Raw genomic sequence first — 17,683 nt, 5'->3', positions numbered from 1 at the left:
CTGCATTTGACTCGTGAAGGTAGACAGGATGAATTCTGTGAAGCAACAACGTAACGCGGATTTGGTGTGGGATCTCCAGAAGATCCATCAGCACAAGCGGGCCGTCAACTTTGTAAAACAGTTTGAGAATCACTTTTGTGTGTTCTCTTCTTCCGTCCGTCAGCTCTATACCAACTACAACGTTTTTTTTCCTGAAGAAGCCAACCGCCAACTGGTTATCTTGCCTGATCCCTATGCTTTCCACGACACTTTCAGCCACCTGAACCCGGAAGCTGTCCAGTCCACCGGACTGCATGTTATTCCTGGCAATCTGATTGGTAAAAGTGGTTTGTATCTGATTATTTCGCACCGGGATAAAAACGTACGCTCAGTGCCTATTCCATTCCAGGAAGGTATTCGCCAGATTCTGCGTCGCTCCAACACCGAGGATCCTTTCCTGCCGGTATTGATGAAAGGTGACCTGCGCGAATTTAACGATCAGCTTCCCTGTCTGCACTTGCATCGCCTGCGTCTGAAAGACTTAAAAGCCTTGTCATCACTGGATCGCGAAAGTATTCGTGCCGTGATCACAGACAAGCTGATGACGCTGTATCAGGAATCCAGTGCTCTGAACCTGGCCTGATCTGGATCGACTGTCAAAAACAACGGGCCTTGATTGCCCGTTTTTTACGTCTATCAATCCAGATCAGCTGTCCGTACTGCCTGCCCGGTAGTAGCGTCGAACCAGTCGCCCCAAACCGGTTCGCCATGGCTTGCGCTTGATCCCGAAGGTATAAAACAGTTGTGACACATCCGCATTTGGTGTCCAGATTACCGGAGCTAGACCCTCGCTATGCTCCATCAGACGAGCCTCGGACAAATCTTCAAATTGCCCAGCCTCTGCTAACAAAGCTTCGGCAAAAGCGTAGGAGGTGACTGGCTCTACGCCACAAAAATGATAGGTGCCCCATAAATCATCACTGCAGTCGGCCTGTTTGAGCATCGCCAACAGCACGTTGGCAATATCATCATCCGGTGTCGGGCTGAAGGTACGCTGGTCATCCACCTGAATCAGGCCATTATCGCGAATGCGGGTGAGCAAGGTATGGGCAAAATCACCAGACTGTACCGCAAAAGCTTGACCGACCCGCAAAATCAGGTGCCGACGACACTGACGGATCCGTTGCTCAGCAGCCATTAACACAATACCCAGTTCACTGGAACAGTAGTCATTGTCCTGTTCGGAGAATCGATGCCCGTCATCCGCTGCAAAGACCGCCAGCGACGACACCAGTACCACAGGAGCATCATGTTCATCGGCCAGATCAGCCCAGGCCATGGCATCACTGAAGTCGCTGGGATGACACAACGAGGGCGTCAGCACAAAAAACGGCTGCCCGGCCGATTGTACGGAAAGCCGCTCCTGCCTTTCAATCGCCACGCCTTTGTAGATATAGTTTTCTGTTGCCAGCGCTCTGGTCAGACACTGGCCCACCGAGCGGTCTGCACCGATCACATAGCTATAGAAAGGATTTACCAACAAACGTTTTACTCCCCGTCAACTGCCTGGTTATTGATATTCCAGCGACATACGCTGCAATTCATGGGTGTTTGCCAGCGCATCCTGCTTGTTGGCAAACAGGCGGACATCATTAAGACCAATCAGCAATACAAAGCCTTCGGCCAAACCGACGTAGCCAGCTCGATGTTCCCGGATCAGCGGCGAGCAATCGGGTAAACACGCCGCGTCCGTCAATGCCACACTGCGAATCAGACCATTGCCCAGAGGATCCTGCAACGCATCCAGGTGACGATATAACGCCAGACCATCCCGGCCAATCGTCAGTACACAACCATTAAGCAATGTGGCTGCATCAACACGGACACCATTGGCCAGTGTTGTGACATGATCTGAGACAATCAGATCTGAACTGGTTTCTATCAACATACAAGGCTACCACTGCATTACCGCCGATCAGCTATCATACTCTAAAGGGATCATCTATGAATTACCGAGCGCGCTACATTCTTAGATGCACCCTAAAACCATACAGCGAGAGATGGCCCTCAATAAAGCAAAAAACTATTGAAAAAATAAATTCAATTAATTTCAGGAATAATAAGCACCAGCCATACTGGCTACATACCAAGTAACTGCTTTATTCGGCGCGCAACATTCCGGCAGACGCGATGCAACATCGATCTTTCCATTCAAGGAGCAAGCATGACGACATTGATCAGTAAAGAAGGCCAAACAGTACCCTCAGTCACCTGGCCCGCCCGTGTTGGAGATGACTGGGTTCAGATCTCCAGTGATGACATTTTCAAAAATCGCACCGTGGTGGTCTTTTCGCTTCCTGGTGCCTTCACGCCCACCTGTTCCAGTACCCACTTGCCGCGTTACAACGAGCTGGCCAGTGTGTTCCGCGCCAATGGCATTGATGAAATTCTCTGCATCAGCGTCAACGATACCTTTGTGATGAATGCCTGGGCCGCCAATCAGGAAGCTGAAAACATTCGTATGATTGCAGATGGTAATGGCGAGTTCACTGCTGGCATGGGCATGTTGGTAGACAAGAATGATATCGGCTTTGGCAAACGCAGCTGGCGTTACAGCATGCTGGTGAAAAACGGCATTGTCGAAAAGATGTTTATTGAGCCACAAAAACCGGGCGACCCATTTGAGGTATCTGACGCTGATACCATGCTCGAATTTATCAATGCCGATGCCGAAAAACCCCAATCGGTGGCGTTATTCACCAAGCCGGGCTGCTCCTTTTGTGCGCGAGCCAAAGGTGCATTGGAAGCAGCAGGGATGGATTATGAAGAAATCGTCATGGGTACGGATGCCAGTATCGTCTCACTGCGCGCTATCACCGGACGTGAAACCGTACCGCAAATTTACATTGGCGGAGAGCACATTGGCGGCTCGGATGAGTTGATCAAGTATCTTTCTGGGAAGTAATCCGGCCTCAACCAACACCAATAACACCGTTTAACCGGTATGGTTGGTGTTGGTTGGTGTTGTTACCGGACATTGCCGGGGGTCCTATCTCTACAGCAATGAAACAAACATCGGTATGGGCCGATCAGAAAAAGGTCTCAGAACAGCTCAATATCACCCTCGTCCGTACCACCACTGGCCTTGCGTTTCCTGTCATTTTCTTCTGCCAGTACCAGATCTTTCAGATCCGCCAGTTCAACATCCGTCAGCTGGGTAATATCCATCGACTTGAAGGTACGTTTCATGGTGCGATAGGCCTGATAGCAATGAGCATGGGCTGGCCCCATCCCCGGTACCGTCTGTCCACTACTGCCAAAAACCACTTTTTGGCAAAATACACAGTTCAACGACATGCTGGCTGATTCCAAATATCTGAATATATTTGCAGTCTAGCAGGCTGTCGAAAATCCACTGCCAGCAGTCAGCCGACAAGCCAGATTATTCGCTCGGTGCCTTCAACTCAGGCTGGCCATGACCCAGCGCCTCCTGACAGGCTACCGGTCGGTTTTTGCCATCCACCAGGATGCCGGCCACTTCATGACCATTGGTCGGCCGCAGCAGCAAATAGCCATCAACGCAGAACGCCTCTTTGCCAGATGCCTTGTTCGAAACTTTGACGTCATAACCAGGTTCCAGCGACAACAAGACAAACTCGTCGATGCGGGCGCTGTCAGCGTCGGATGGATGCTTGATAAAGCCGTAATATTCCATTGCCAGCACAGATAAAATGATCCCGGCGACAAATCCGATAAATGCCCAGCGGGTGATATCCGGTGGCTCGACCGGATTATGATGTGATTCGTGATTGGTTTCAGTCACCGGATATTTCTCCTGGCGGGTAGGTTACTCCCCACAGTGGCATTAACGACTGGGGTATATTGAGTTGGTTAAGGATACGGGCCACCACAAAATCAATCAGATCCTGAACCGATTGTGGTTGATGGTAGAAACCCGGACTAGCGGGCAGAATGGTCGCTCCCATACGTTTCAGTGTCAGCATGTTGCTGAGATGAATTTCCGAATATGGACTTTCACGGGGCACAAGAATCAGCTTGCGACCTTCTTTTAATGCCACATCGGCAGCCCGTTCGATCAGATTATCGCTGGCACCGACGGCAATCGCCGACAACGTGCCGGTACTGCACGGACAGATCACCAACGTGCCGGGCTGACCGGAACCAGAGGCCCAGGGGGACATCCAGTCATCACGGCCGAACACTCGCAGACGCTGCGCATCCACCTGAAAATGGTGGTGCAGCGCACGGGCCTGACCTTGCGGTTTGCCAGGCAGCTGCAATTCGGTTTCCGTTGCCATCACCAGCAGGGCTGCGCGAGAAAAGATCAGGTCAACATTCTGATCCGCCGCCAGCAGAACCTCAATCAGGCGCAAGGTATAGGGTGAACCAGAGGCTCCGGTGACCGCGACACAGATACGACAGTCATTCACGCGTGTTCTTCCTCTGCTTGCAGGTTAACCCAGGCAGCAAACCGTGCCGGTAGGCCGGAAAATCCGCCATTGGACATAAATACCACCCGATCACCAGGACGCAGCTGTTGCTGCAAATGCTCCAGCAGCTCCTCAACCGTATGGAAACAGCGCCCTTTTTCTTCAGGCAGAAGGTCTGCCAGGCTCCAGCCCTGGCCTTGCGATTCCAGCCAGAAGGACAAATCAGCAGCGCCCACAGCGGGTATCAGTGCTTCCTTGTGCACTCCCATTTTCATGGTATTGGAACGTGGTTCGAGTACCGCAATCAACCGCTCGTCATTCGTCATCGCCGCTCTGGCACCGGCCAGAGTGGTCTTGATCGCCGTAGGGTGATGAGCAAAGTCGTCATACACACGCACCCTGCCGGTATTTGCCAGGCATTCCATCCGTCGGCGCGGCAATCTGAACGACGTCAGGGCCTCCAGTGCCTGCTCGGGCCGTACACCCATATGCCGCGCAGCCAGCAGCGCAGCGCAGACATTATTCAGATTATGATCACCATTCAGTGACCATTGCACCTGACCCAATTGCTGCTCGCCCTGCCACAACGAGAAGAGACTGCCATCATCCGCATGCTTGCGTATATGCCAACCACTTCGTTCTCCAAAACGTTCGATTTCGCTCCAGCAACCTTGCGCCAGCACTCGTTCCAGCGCCGGTTCAGATGCAGGCAATACAATACGGCCAGAAGCCGGAACCAGTCGCACCAGGTGATGAAACTGACGCTCAATCGCCGCCAGGTCGTCAAAAATATCCGCGTGATCAAACTCCAGATTGTTCATCACTACGGTTCTGGGCAGGTAATGAACAAACTTCGAGCGCTTGTCAAAAAACGCCGTGTCATATTCATCGGCTTCTATCACAAAAAACGGGCTGTCACCAAGGCGGGCGGACACCGGGAAGTTTCCCGGCACACCACCAATCAGAAAGCCCGGTGCCATTCCCGCGCACTCAAGTATCCAGGCCAACATACTGGCTGTTGATGTTTTGCCATGGGTACCTGCTACCGCAGCAACCCAGCGACCTTGCAGCAGATGCTGATTCATCCACTGGGGGCCGGAACAATAGGGAATACCTCGTTCCAGTACATACTCGACCGATGGGTTCCCCCGCGACATGGCATTACCGATAATCACCAACTCGGTATCAGCAGGAATCGCAGCGGGGTCAAACCCTTCAATCAGATCGATCCCGGCAGCCGACAGCTGCTCGCTCATGGGTGGATACACACCATGGTCACTGCCTGACACCTGATGGCCGAGCGCCTTCGCCAACTGCGCCAGCGACCCCATGAAAGTGCCACAAATTCCCAAAATATGAACGCGCATGGCCAATCATCCCCACAAACCAACAAAAAGTCCGCTAGTGTAGCCGCTGGGTCGCGCTGACCCAAGCACAGATAAATCGGCCTGTCTGTCGGTAGAAGAAGGCGAAATCAGGTCAGGCGGCCACGGCTGGCACTGTAATCAGAACCTGATTCCGGTAGTATCGCCGCAACGGAACGAATGTGACCAATGAGGCCCAGCGACCTATGCTTAGATTGAGGACTTTTTTACAGCAGCACTGCGACAATGCAGAACTGATCGATGTTATCGACCAGTTGGCAGTGACCTGCAAAGACATTGCCCACCAGCTCACCCTCGGTGACCTAGCGGGCATTCTTGGCAGCGCCGAGCAGGAAAACGTACAGGGTGAATGCCAGAAAAAACTGGATGTGATCGCCAACGATCTGCTGAAGGACTCACTGGCGGCATTACCCGCTGTACGCGGTATCGCCAGCGAAGAAGAGCCGGATCCTGTGGCATGCAATGAAAACGGTGCTTATCTGGTGCTGTTTGATCCACTGGATGGTTCTTCCAATATCGACATCAACGTGACGGTTGGCACCATTTTCTCGATTCTGGCGGCGCCGGAAGGCAGCCATGGCAGTGACGAAGCGGCCTATCTGCAACCAGGCAACCAGCAAGTGGCCGCTGGCTATGTTCTGTATGGGCCATCCACCATCATGATGCTGACCACGGGTAACGGCGTATATTCCTTCACACTGGACACCCGCATGGGCGAATTCCTGCTGATGAAAGAAAATATTCAGGTGCCCGCCGCTACTGCCGAGTTTGCCATCAATATGTCGAACCAGCGCTTCTGGCTACCGGCCATGCAGCAATACGTAGATGACTTGCTGAAGGGCGAAACCGGCCCGCTGGGTAAACGTTACAATATGCGCTGGGTGGCTGCCATGGTGGCGGAAATCCATCGTATTCTGACTCGAGGGGGGATTTTCTTGTACCCGTTCGACAACCGTGATCCCGCCAAACCCGGCAAACTCCGGCTGATGTACGAAGCCAATCCGATGAGCATGCTGATGGAACAAGCTGGTGGCCGCTGCAGTACCGCCAGTGAAGCTATTATGGCCATTCAACCACAAGGCATTCACCAGCGCGTCTCCGTCGTGATGGGTTCCGCTGAGGAAGTAAGCATCGTTGAGCAGTATCATCACTGATTAACGGTCGATTATCAGGAGGTCAGCGATCCGTCGTACTGACCTCCGTTCCTCCCTTCCGGCCCCACTTCAGCAAAGTGGCTTGCAGCGAAGCCAATGACAGCGGCTTACCCAGGTAGTCATTCATTCCCACGCCGATACAGCGCCGAAACACCAGATCCGAGCCATTGGCGGTACAGGCAACAATAGGGGTTGTCACGCCGTTGGCACGCAAACGCCGGGTTGTCTCAAAGCCATCCAGAACCGGCATCTGACAATCCATAAGAATCAGATCAAAATCCTGCTCCGCCACGCATTCCAGACAGCGTTCGCCGTTTTCGGCAGCAACCACGTTGGCTCCAGGACACGCCTTGAGGATCATTTTTTCTGCCACCTTGAGGTTAACCACATTGTCTTCTACCACCAAAACGGCAAGCGCCATACCAAGCACATCCGTGTCTTGGTTACCGGACACGACAGAACGCTTGATCGGCAGATTGATTAATACCTGGGTTCCCCCACCGTCATTATCCCGTAACTGGATACTGCCGCCGAGGATATGGCTGATATGCTGTGAAATGGTCAGACCCAGCCCAATCCCGTCGTATTGACGACTGAAAGATGAGCTTATCTGGGAAAAGGCTTCCATAACCTTGTGTCGTTTATCGGGCGGAATGCCGATCCCGGTATCCTTCACCTGGATTCTGAGCCAGTGGCTGGTCGGCTGCTGATGAATCGAGAACAATGCCACCACATACCCTTGTTCGGTAAATTTGATCGCGTTGTCAATGATGTGGCGAACAATTTGCCGCACCAGCGATGGATCCACCCGAATTTTGCCTTGCGACAGGATATCATCGTATTCAACAACGAAAGACAGCCGCTTTTCCAGTGCCCGAAGGCTGAACTCGTGCATCAGGGTCGCCAGTATTTCAGGCAGCGGATGCTCGGCAAAAACCACCGGCAAGTTATTCTTTTCCGTGTCTACAACCACCAGCACATCTTCCAGTAGCTGTGCCAGATTGGTCAGCGACTGCTCAGCCATCGATTTGTATTCGTAAAATTCCTCAGCCTTGTTATCCAGTGCGATCAACTGCAGCATCCCTACTGCGCCATTTAATGGCGTACGTAATTCATGGCTCATCATCGCCAGAAATTCACTTTTGGCCTGACTGGCCTGCTGGCTTTTGTGCTGTTCTTCCCGGAGTTCTGCGGTATAGCGCCGGTGGGCTTCCTGAGCGTGCTGCAACGACTCAGCCAGCCGATTAGCGCTATCTTGAAGATTGCCTATCTCTGCCCCACTGTCGATCGTAATACGCTGTTTGACATTGCCAGAAGCCAGCTGGCCGATAAAGCCAGTGAGTCGTTCAAGCGGCGGGATAATCGTTGTCGAGATTCCCCCAGCCACCAGCATGGAGACCAGTACAAACCCCAGACCTGCCACCATGGACTGATACATAATGGCGTCCTGACGCTGACGAATAAAGGTATCCGCCACTTCCATCTTGACCAGCCCGATACGGTGTACCTCTGGCTGTTGGGAATCAAACTCGGACAAGCTGTCCAGCGCCGGAATTTCAGGAAAAATTTCCCGCGTCAAGGTACGAACATCCTTTCTGGGGATTTCTTCGTAACGCTCGGTTTGCTGGAAATACAGCCGCTTGCCACTCATATCCAGGATCTCAACGGCCGCAATGGAAGGCTGCTTGAGCACCGCCATCACCACCGGATTCAGCAACTGATAGTTGCCTGAAAAAATAGGATATTCTGCGCCTGCCACCAGGTGTTCCAGCGCGATATTCGCCAAGCTGTCAGTTTCCCGCTGTAACTCCTCCCAGCGCTGCATCATGTGATAACTGGTAATCAGAATCGCTGCCAACACCACCGGAATTGTTGCAACCAACATGATTCTTAGGCGGATCGACCAGCGCCGAACCGAAATCATCGACGTTCCCTGTCCTTGAGGCGGGTTACCATGTCATTTTCATCGGGCAGCACCAGATTCAGGGAGCGAGCCACCTGTTCGTTGTAACGCACCTTGAAATAGGGATTGTAGTCCGGCTCTGGCCAGCTACCCGACTTGCTCCCCTGCCGAATGATATCCACCAGTCGACTGGCAACATCGTCAAGGTCGCTATAGGTCGTCGCCAGCGCACCAGCACGGATATAAGCACTGGATGGACCAATCAATGGTCGATTCTGGCGATAGGCGGTAATGAGGATATTCTTGATATTGGCAGCACTGAACAACTCGGGATCGTAAATGCCGACCAGCGCCTGATTGTCCTGCAACAGATCCACCAGCGCTCGATTCATACCCGGATAGTCACTGATAAAATAAGGAGTGACTCCCATCTTGCGTAATGCACTTTCGTTGCAACACAAGGTGAGCAGACGCTCCGGACTACTGGCCAGCAAGCCGAGCGGAGTCTGGCGACCGAGAATCTCGTGGGCAAGGCTAACCTGACGCATCAAGGGTGGCTCCAGATACACAGCACTGGACAGATGATCTGCCCTGAAGATGTCTTCACGAGTTACCAGGGTAGCCAACACTGGCAAAGCAATGGGCAACGCCAGAGACGCCGCTTCCCGCACTGCCACAGGGCCGACCAACACCACGACATCAGCACTGGCAATGGCGCTGTCCAGATGACCGTCAGACAACACCCGTACCGTCGAGCTGGCGCCAGATCCGGCAGCCGTCTGTGCTGCCAGCTCATTAACCGAGTCCATCGTCTTATGGGTGATAAACAGCAACTCAAGCGCACTGGCAGTACCACTCAACCCGACTAACAGGGGAAAAACCAGTAGCTTAAACCATTGCTTGAAAAGCCATGCATCCATGCAAGCATCCGCTCCCTGTCAGAAATTAAGGCCAAGCTGTACATTGTACAGATTATTTGTAGAGTAGCGCTGGTTCGCGTACACCAGACTACTGTCGTCAACCAGATGCTGTAAATGAAAACCCAACCAAGGGTTATACCGGCCGATCCGGTCAAATACTTTCAGACTGACTTCATAGCGACGATAGCGATTTCCCTTGCCGCTGTACTTACTATTGTAGGCGTCGTACCAGAAATGCGAGCCTGTCAGACTCCAGCGACTGCCCTGATGATGCCGGCTCGCAACCACACTGTCTTTCGCACTGAGGCGGGTATCAACACGTTGATTGCGTTGCACGCCATCCTCACCCTTGAGCTCGACATTAATATAGGCAGACGACAACCAGATCCAGTCTGTGGGAGTCATGCGCCAGTTAAGCTGTACTTCTGCCCCATCAATATCCATTTGGGTATCCGAACTGATGGCCAGGCTCTGAATCTGAATGGGATCCGAAATCAGGTGGGTCATATGCTCCTGAAACAATTTCAGATCAATTTCGATATCAGGATCAGAGAAACGACCATAATAGCCTACTTCGGTGCTGACAATTCGCTCATGATCGAGATCCCTTGACTCCGGCCATTGATGAATAAAAAACTGTCCTTCCGACAAGCCGAGGTAATTATCCCCAAGGCCGCTGACGGCCACCGTATAATTAGGGTTCTGCTCCAGCAAATCCGGTGAACGCACGGCTTCTGAGTGAATAAGGCGAATACTCTGCTGGGGGGTCAATAACAGATTCAGGCCAATCCGGGGAGAGAAGGCATCATCATTGGCATCTTCGCGCTCATAGGTGCCACCAAGGTTGACAATGACACGATCATAGCTGCGCCATTCCAGATTACCAAACACCCGATAGGTATCGTTATTTACCTTGCCGCCAAAATACGTCTCGGACGTCACCTGATCCCGTCGCATATTGATACCCAAGACCGTACGCAGTGAGTTACTCCAGCGCCGGGTATCCTGAAATTCAATATCAACCCGCTCATCAGCGATATTCCAATTGGTTTGTCCCGTCACCTCTTGCGACACATTGGCAACGTCCCCACCGGTACTCGCCAGCATCGCCTGCAGCTGATCCAGATCGGAATTGCTGACCTCAACCGGATGGCCAGCTGACGTTGCCAACGCCTCAAGCTGCTCGGCAGAAGCCCCGGATGCCACGGCATTAATCATGGATTCATTTAATGCCAACCGAGCCAGATCCGGATTGTTGCGATAGAGGGCATACAGGTTCGGATCCAGCAATATCGTTGGCACCCGGACAGAAGTCTCCTGCGTGCGATCATCATATTGCCAGTAGGCACGTACCGAAGACGAATGATTGGCACTGAAATCCCGAGAAAGCTTGGCCATGACCATTCCCTGACGCGTATCCTGATCTGGATAACCCTGATCAAAATCCCCCTGGCGAATGTCAGTATGGCCCGCCTTGTAGGCCGCCTGGGTATTCAGCTGCCAGCCACCCTCAAACCCCTGAGTCCGATTCAGGCTGACAAAACCATGACGGCTGCTGTCGCGCAGGTCATCAGCCCCCTTCGTGCTATCGATACCATCAAACCCATTCGATGCATTCAGTTGTGCTGTCAGTCGGTAGGAAACACTGTCATCTTGCCAGGAATAACTGGCCAAACTGTCATCCTCTCCCTGATTGCCATTACGGTAACGCAAACGCACCCCCAAAGTGTCACCCGGGTGCTTGCTGATAATGTTAATGACCCCCTGAAAGGAATTGGAGCCATAGGTTGCCGAACTGGGGCCTCGGGTAATTTCAATCCGCTGAATATCCTCTAACGCGATCGGTATATCATCCCAGACCACCGAGGCAATGCCGGATTTAAACACCGAGCGGCCATCCACCATCACCTGTAAGCGCCTCATCACACTGGGGCTGGAAGAGTGATAGGCAATCGATGCGTTGTTCTCATCATCGCCATGACCAATAAACATGCCTGGCACAAAACGCATCAGTTCTGGCAGGGTTCGGACATTCCATGCCTCGATTTGCTCTGCTTCAATCACGGTGACACTGGCAGGTACCTCGGCACGCGGCTGGCGCAGGCGCGTCGCCGTCAGGACAACCGGAATATCATCATCACCGAGGCCAAAGACTTCCGCAAAGTCTGGCAGCTGCTTATCGTCGAAATCGCTGGCCGTCGCATTGCCAGACACCCACAGTAACGGGATGCCCACCAAGGCCCAAATTAACATCGCCATAAGTCGTATTTCTTTTACTCGCTGATCAGGATAATAAACCGGCTGCCTGCATCTTTTGGTCGATGCCTGCAGTTTTATACTGATGTAGACCTGACAGAACAAGAGCCGCTTGGCTATAATCCGGCCAAATAACTCAACCGACCCAGGGAAAACAAGATGAGCTACAACGCCATTTCCGCAGGTAAAGACCTGCCAAACGATGTTTACGTCGTCATTGAAATTCCAGCCAACCATGCCCCCATCAAATACGAAATAGACAAGGACATGGATTGCCTGATGGTCGATCGCTTCATGGCCACCCCGATGTTCTACCCGGCCAACTATGGTTATATTTCAAATACGTTGGCAGGTGACGGTGACCCACTTGACGTGCTGGTGATCACGCCTTATCCAGTACAACCGGGTTCTGTCATCCGCGCTCGCCCGGTTGCCGTACTTAACATGGAAGACGAAGGTGGCGAAGACGTCAAGTTACTCGCCGTTCCTCATACCAAACTCAGCAAGATTTATGATGACGTTCAGGACGTAAACGACGTACCTGAGTTGCTGCGCAACCAGATTGCCCACTTTTTTGAAAACTACAAGGATCTGGAAGCCGGAAAATGGGTCAAGGTGCGCGACTGGGGTAATGCCGACGAAGCACGTCGCCTGATCATGGAATCTGCCGAAGCTTACAACAACAAGTAATCCGGTACAGACCAACCAATCAGTATCAATAAAAAAGCAGAGCGCAGCCGCGACTCTGCTTTTTTTATGCTTCCTATTGGATGGTTAAAGCCCACCCTGGCATCTAAAAAATAGAGTGAGCGATAAAAGACCGAGGCAACAATCAACGAAAAAGCGCAGTTTAACCGTGCTGAATGAGCCTTTTGAGATGATTTTTAACAGCGTAACTTTTACAGCTGTGCTCAACGGATCAGGGCAGGCTACGCAACCTGGCCAACTCGGCCTCTGCCACTTCAGCACGATGCAGGGCTTCAACGGTCGCGGTGACGTCTTTCTGCACACCGATGTAATACATCAGCTGATCGTCATCACTGTACACTGGCGACAGACTTAATTCGTTCCAGAACAACGACCCATCCTTGCGATAATTTCTCAGTGTGGCTCGTGCCGGTCGTCCTTCAGCAATCGCCTGGCGGATTGCACCCAGATCGGCCTGATCCCGATCGCCCAACTGTAAAAAACGACAATCCTGATAGAGAATCTCATCGGCCTGATAGCCAGTCAGACGCTCGAACGCCTTGTTGACGTAAACCAGAATATTGTCGTCACCTTCCTGCTCGGCAATGACGATGCCATCATTGGAGGCATCGACCGCTTTTTTCAACAGCTCAAGGCTGATCGGCCCCTGAGGGTCTGACGCGTCAGCAAACATACATGCTCTCCATTGGAATATTCCGGCAAGTTAATCAGCGTCACCGCCGTGGTCAAGTATTTGGCCCCTTTGGGACGCGACTTTTACTTTGTAACGATGTAAGAATAGAATCTGTACACCCTTGTACACCACCGGTTACAAAAGAAGATTTCATCATCGTACCCGGTCACCGTCCACCCAAGGTGACAGCCTGCTTGTTACCAGATAACGCAAGAGCCCATGACATGACTGGCAATGGTTCCGAATCTCACGCTGCGTATTATCCGATCCGGATAGTGTCTGCGGAAACAGGCATCAATGCCATCACCTTGCGCGCCTGGGAACGACGCTATGGACTGATCGAACCCAAACGCACCGCCAAGGGGCATCGCCTTTACACCGAGCAAGACATACAGCTGATCAAACGGGTGATTGCCTTGCTGAATCGCGGCATCCCCATTTCCCAGGCCCAGGCCATGCTGGCGAATGGCGAGGCCGATCTTGATACTCCGCTCACCGCCGCAAAACCTTCCCAGTGGCAGCATTATCGGGAATTATTACAGCAAGCGACGCAAGACTTTGACGACCGTTTGCTGGCTTCCACCTTTGATGAAGTCAGCCAGTTTTTTCCGGTTGAGCTGGCGCTGCGATTTCTGTTTGTGCCTTTTTATCGTCAGCTCAGGGAAAACAGCACCCAGACACTGGGCAGCGCCCGGCTGTGCTTTTTTACTTCATTCCTGCAAGCCAGGCTGGCCTGGCGCCTGTCAGAAAGCGGAACAACGCCAGAACAGCCAAGAATACTGCTGGCAAACTGCACCAGAGACAGCGAAATCAATCTGTTACTGCTCGGCTTGCTGATCCGACAACTCGGTCTGGGCGCTACTCGTCTGTCCGGTTTAATGGCGCTGGAGCAAATCATCCCGTTGCTGAACGAATGTCGACACTGGCCTGTTGCCGTTCTACAAATAGAAGCAACACCTTCGACAGAACGTATTCAGCAATTACACAAGATTGCCGCAGAAACCGGCTGTCCGTTGTTTGTCACCGGACAATCCAGTGAATTTGACAGTCAATTACGTCAGCAAGGGCTGGTCCCACTTGGCGACGACTACCAGATCGCAGCATTAAACGTACGAGACATAGTACAAGGAATGACGGCATGAACCAGGCCCCCTACCAATTACTGACCCGCCACCCGGATTTGCTGACGGCTACCACGCTGATCCTTACCAGCGAGAGCGACACCGATCCCGAGTGGCTCAACATGGTGCGTAGCGCCGGTTGTCGCCTGCAAACCTGGGATTGGCGCTGCTACCTCGCCATGTCAGCGGCGCTGGGCGAAGACAAGGTCACCTTTGCTATTCCCGAAGCCGAACTACCGGATAACACCGAACGCGTCGTTATTGTCTGGCCTAAAGCCAAGCAACTGGCCATCGCTCTGGTACAAATGCTGACTCGGGTACCCGCTCACCGCCATCTGCCTGAAGTCTGGCTGGTCGGCGCCAATGACAGCGGTGGCAAAAGCATCAATAACGCCATCAAGCACCTTGCGGATCCACTGAAGCACGACAGTGCCCGCCATTGCAGCCTGTGGTCAGCGCTGCTGCGGCCTCAGCAACAAGCGTTCAACTGGCTGGCACTCGCCAAAGCAACACACTACGATGGTCGGGATTATCTATCCCTGCCCGGCGTATTCAGTCAGAGGGCTCTCGACAAGGGCACCGAGTTACTGTTGGCACAACTCAAGCCGCTGCACGGCAAGGTGCTGGATCTGGGTTGCGGCTGTGGCGTACTGGGCCTAAGCCAGGCGCTGCGTAGCCCGGACATCAGTCTGACGCTGGCAGATACCGACGCCTTTGCACTGCGCAGCGCCGCACTGAATGCGGCGCGGTTAGGGATCCAGGCAGATATTATCGCCAGTGATGGCATGAGCCAGGTCGACGGCTATTTTGAGACCATTATCAGCAACCCACCGTTCCACGCTGGCAAAGAGACAGACTACCATTTTGCCGAACAACTGTTTGCCAGTGCCCGCAAACAATTACGGGCAGGAGGCAAGCTCTGGGTCGTCGCCAACCGCCACTTGCCCTATGAAGAGTGGGCCACACACCACTTCAGCCAGGTAGAGGAAGTCGCCACAGCCAACGGCTTCAAGATACTCCGTATCAGCCATTAACCGCCGGAGTCCGACAGCAGGGGGAACACCATGTTCAGGAACGAGCAACACATCAGTGTCAGGCGTCGACATCCCCTGCTCCAGCTGATTCCAGCCAGTGTACTGGTAGCACTGCTCGGATTCTCTGCTCCGGGTCAGGCAAATGATGCAACACTTTCCTACGACCCGGAAAACTACAGCCGCTTTTTGCCCCTGACAGCCCTCGACCTGCTACGCCAGCTCCCCACTACTGGGATGGGTAAGAATCTCAATATAGAGGACGACGTACTCCTTTATGGCATGAGCGGCAGCTACCAAAGTTTGTCTATTAATGGCCAACCGCTACTGGGAGACAGCAATGCCCAGCGGCTGGCTCTTGAGCGCATTCCGGCCGCCATGATCAAGCAAATTGACATCAGTGAAAACAGCCAGTCAGACCAGGACTGGGGGGGAGGCGCTGCCGGTGCCATCAACCTGATACTGAAGGATCAATTCAGCCCAAGCAGTTACCTGGCAGGCATCAGTGGTCCGGAGGATGGTTATCAACTGCTGGCCGATGTATCACTATCTCGTACTCTGCGAATCGGTCTTTCACGTATTCGCCAGGCTAGCAACAACCAGGGGACGTATGACGATGGCACCCGGCAAACCTGGTCACAACACCGTCAGCAGCAAGACGATACGCTGCGGCTGTATCACCAAGCTTCATTATCTGCAGCAACACGCCTGAGCAGTGAACTCATGCTGATGAACAGCGACTTCGACCGCAATCACACCGCTCTGCCATTAACGTTACGTTATGATGCCAGTCACCCAGGCCTGGCCGATACGACCTACCAGCATGACCGCACCAATCAATATCTTCGCTTTAGTGCCAGTCATCAAATTGATAGCCGTATTACCCGACTGTCGCTGACAGGTGAGCAATTTGAACAGCAACAACAACGAGACAACACCTACGATGACGAAGACGACAGCCGCTATCGACTGAACTGGACACTGGCAGAAACCCGCGATGAACACCGCTGGTCACTGGGGCTGAGCTACCAGCAACGAAAGCAGAGCACCTACCATGCTGGCGATAGCCAGCAACAACAGCTGATATTCAAGGAAAACCGGGCCTCTGCCTTTATACAGGATGCTTGGCAGGTAACGCCCGGTACCCGTCTTACGCTGGGATTACGGCTGGAATCCTATGAACTCAGCCAAGACAATGAAGGAGATCAAAGTCTTGCCGACCAATCTGAGATCGCAACCGCGACCTACTGGTTGCCCAGTGCAATCCTCAATCGTCGCCTCGACTATCATCAACAATTGCAGTTCAGCCTCGGCCAAAGCATTCATTCAGCCCGCGCCAGGGATCGGGTTCCCCACCAACTGGATGACGAGAACCTGTTATGGATGGGCAATGCCAACCTGGTGGACGAGCAGATAACCTCCTACGTGATGCGCTATCAGCGCCAATTCCAGACCGGTGTCCGGGCGGAAGAAGAAGGCTTGATTCTGTCAGTCTTCCAGCGCAGCCTCTACCAGCCCATCCATTATCGCTATGACGCTTTGGCCGCAGGGCAATATCAGATCACACCGGTCAACAGTGCTGTTCCTGCCGTTCTGCGCGGTATTAGTCTGTCTGTACGGCGACCGTTATCGCTGGCTGAGCGACCACTGATTGTCGAACTGGGAGCTAATCTTTATGAGTCGGATGTTCGGGGTGGGCAAGTAATAGAACAACGCCGACGGCTGGATCAGTCTCCGGACTCCGTGATCAAAGCCAGCGTGGAGTACTGGTATTTCCGTCATGCCCGACTCGGAGCCTACTGGTTTTATCAAGGTCAATCGGCCCATCTTGCGGTTGGCGACACGCACGAAATCAGCGTACGGAACACGCCTTCCCATGATTGTGGTGGCTATCTTGACTACTCCTGGACAGGTGGTTGGCGTATCGGTGTATCCATCAGCCAACACCTGACCGGTGACTACCGCAGCAATGATCCGGATTTCCAGTTAGAAAGCGCCAGCGAATGGCGCTGGCAATTGCAATTACGCAAGGAAGGCTAGCCGAAACACAGGAGAACCCCTGTCGAGTTTCAGACCCAAAAGACAAAAAAACAGGACAGCGC

At 53.0% G+C, this 17,683-nt stretch carries 17 protein-coding genes; 7 read left to right on the top strand and 10 right to left on the bottom strand.

What is annotated here, in order from left to right:
* The first annotated feature begins 28 nt into the window (after positions 1–28).
* Positions 29–622: a hypothetical protein gene (locus WG929_RS00435; protein WP_416204424.1), complete on the top strand. Its 594-nt coding sequence runs from the start codon at positions 29–31 to the stop codon at positions 620–622.
* Positions 623–685: 63 nt separating this feature from the next.
* On the opposite strand, the gene WG929_RS00430 is transcribed toward WG929_RS00435, so the two are convergent.
* Together WG929_RS00430 and WG929_RS00425 are read right to left on the bottom strand one after the other, a co-directional pair.
* A complete protein-coding gene (locus WG929_RS00430; protein WP_416204423.1) occupies positions 686–1,522 on the bottom strand; it encodes a sugar nucleotide-binding protein in 837 nt (278 codons plus the stop codon).
* A 27-nt stretch (positions 1,523–1,549) separates the two neighbouring features.
* Positions 1,550–1,927 carry a hypothetical protein gene (locus WG929_RS00425; RefSeq protein WP_369857071.1) on the bottom strand — a complete coding sequence of 126 codons (378 nt, stop codon included), beginning with the start codon at positions 1,925–1,927 and terminating at the stop codon, positions 1,550–1,552.
* Between the two features lie 276 nt (positions 1,928–2,203).
* Here WG929_RS00425 and WG929_RS00420 point away from each other — a divergent pair, with 276 nt between their 5' ends.
* Positions 2,204–2,944, top strand: coding sequence for a glutathione peroxidase (locus tag WG929_RS00420; protein WP_416204422.1), 741 nt, complete (start codon positions 2,204–2,206; stop codon positions 2,942–2,944).
* A gap of 137 nt (positions 2,945–3,081) precedes the next feature.
* Here the strand turns inward: WG929_RS00420 and WG929_RS00415 are convergent, their stop codons facing one another.
* The 4 genes from WG929_RS00415 to mpl form a co-directional block, all read right to left on the bottom strand.
* Entirely contained in the window at positions 3,082–3,336 is a 255-nt protein-coding gene (locus WG929_RS00415) for a DUF2175 domain-containing protein (RefSeq protein ID WP_416204421.1), read from the bottom strand.
* 85 nt (positions 3,337–3,421) lie between these two features.
* Positions 3,422–3,802: a PA3694 family proteiin gene (locus tag WG929_RS00410; RefSeq protein ID WP_369857068.1), complete on the bottom strand. Its 381-nt coding sequence runs from the start codon at positions 3,800–3,802 to the stop codon at positions 3,422–3,424.
* A complete protein-coding gene (locus tag WG929_RS00405; protein ID WP_416204420.1) occupies positions 3,795–4,430 on the bottom strand; it encodes a flavin prenyltransferase UbiX in 636 nt (211 codons plus the stop codon). Before WG929_RS00405 ends, WG929_RS00410 begins: the two co-directional genes overlap by 8 nt.
* Entirely contained in the window at positions 4,427–5,797 is a 1,371-nt protein-coding gene (mpl, locus tag WG929_RS00400; RefSeq protein WP_416204419.1) for a UDP-N-acetylmuramate:L-alanyl-gamma-D-glutamyl-meso-diaminopimelate ligase, read from the bottom strand. Before mpl ends, WG929_RS00405 begins: the two co-directional genes overlap by 4 nt.
* Before the next feature lie 203 nt (positions 5,798–6,000).
* Between mpl and WG929_RS00395 the strand changes: the two genes are divergently transcribed.
* A complete protein-coding gene (locus WG929_RS00395; protein WP_416204418.1) occupies positions 6,001–6,969 on the top strand; it encodes a class 1 fructose-bisphosphatase in 969 nt (322 codons plus the stop codon).
* 22 nt (positions 6,970–6,991) lie between these two features.
* Here WG929_RS00395 and WG929_RS00390 read toward each other — a convergent pair whose 3' ends face one another.
* The 3 genes from WG929_RS00390 to WG929_RS00380 are packed head-to-tail and all read right to left on the bottom strand — an operon-like array spanning position 6,992 to position 12,051.
* The gene (locus WG929_RS00390; RefSeq protein ID WP_416204417.1) at positions 6,992–8,893 is read right to left on the bottom strand and encodes a response regulator; all 1,902 of its coding nucleotides are present in this window, start codon (positions 8,891–8,893) and stop codon (positions 6,992–6,994) included.
* Positions 8,890–9,792 (bottom strand): hypothetical protein, encoded by a 903-nt coding sequence (locus WG929_RS00385; RefSeq protein WP_369857063.1) that lies wholly within the window; start codon positions 9,790–9,792, stop codon positions 8,890–8,892. The genes WG929_RS00390 and WG929_RS00385 overlap by 4 nt, the downstream gene beginning before the upstream one ends.
* 18 nt (positions 9,793–9,810) lie before the next feature.
* Entirely contained in the window at positions 9,811–12,051 is a 2,241-nt protein-coding gene (locus WG929_RS00380; RefSeq protein ID WP_416204416.1) for a TonB-dependent receptor plug domain-containing protein, read from the bottom strand.
* 156 nt (positions 12,052–12,207) lie between these two features.
* On the opposite strand from WG929_RS00380, the gene ppa reads away from it, so the two are divergent.
* Entirely contained in the window at positions 12,208–12,738 is a 531-nt protein-coding gene (gene ppa, locus WG929_RS00375) for an inorganic diphosphatase (protein WP_369857061.1), read from the top strand.
* A 229-nt stretch (positions 12,739–12,967) separates the two neighbouring features.
* Here ppa and WG929_RS00370 read toward each other — a convergent pair whose 3' ends face one another.
* Positions 12,968–13,429: a PAS domain-containing protein gene (locus WG929_RS00370; RefSeq protein WP_369857060.1), complete on the bottom strand. Its 462-nt coding sequence runs from the start codon at positions 13,427–13,429 to the stop codon at positions 12,968–12,970.
* Positions 13,430–13,653: 224 nt separating this feature from the next.
* On the opposite strand from WG929_RS00370, the gene WG929_RS00365 reads away from it, so the two are divergent.
* From WG929_RS00365 to WG929_RS00355, 3 genes are read left to right on the top strand one after another with little or no spacing between them, the layout of a single operon-like run.
* On the top strand, positions 13,654–14,571 hold the full coding sequence (locus WG929_RS00365) for a MerR family transcriptional regulator (protein ID WP_416204415.1): 918 nt from the start codon (positions 13,654–13,656) through the stop codon (positions 14,569–14,571).
* Positions 14,568–15,584 carry a class I SAM-dependent methyltransferase gene (locus WG929_RS00360; RefSeq protein ID WP_416204414.1) on the top strand — a complete coding sequence of 339 codons (1,017 nt, stop codon included), beginning with the start codon at positions 14,568–14,570 and terminating at the stop codon, positions 15,582–15,584. Before WG929_RS00365 ends, WG929_RS00360 begins: the two co-directional genes overlap by 4 nt.
* A gap of 30 nt (positions 15,585–15,614) precedes the next feature.
* Positions 15,615–17,621: a TonB-dependent receptor plug domain-containing protein gene (locus WG929_RS00355; protein ID WP_416204413.1), complete on the top strand. Its 2,007-nt coding sequence runs from the start codon at positions 15,615–15,617 to the stop codon at positions 17,619–17,621.
* Positions 17,622–17,683 lie beyond the last annotated feature (62 nt).

Source organism: Oceanobacter antarcticus (genome assembly GCF_044962685.1).
In the GTDB taxonomy this organism is placed as follows: domain Bacteria; phylum Pseudomonadota; class Gammaproteobacteria; order Pseudomonadales; family Oceanobacteraceae; genus Oceanobacter; species Oceanobacter antarcticus.
Note: the sequence above shows the minus strand (reverse complement) of the source record. Positions and strands in the feature narration are given on the sequence as shown.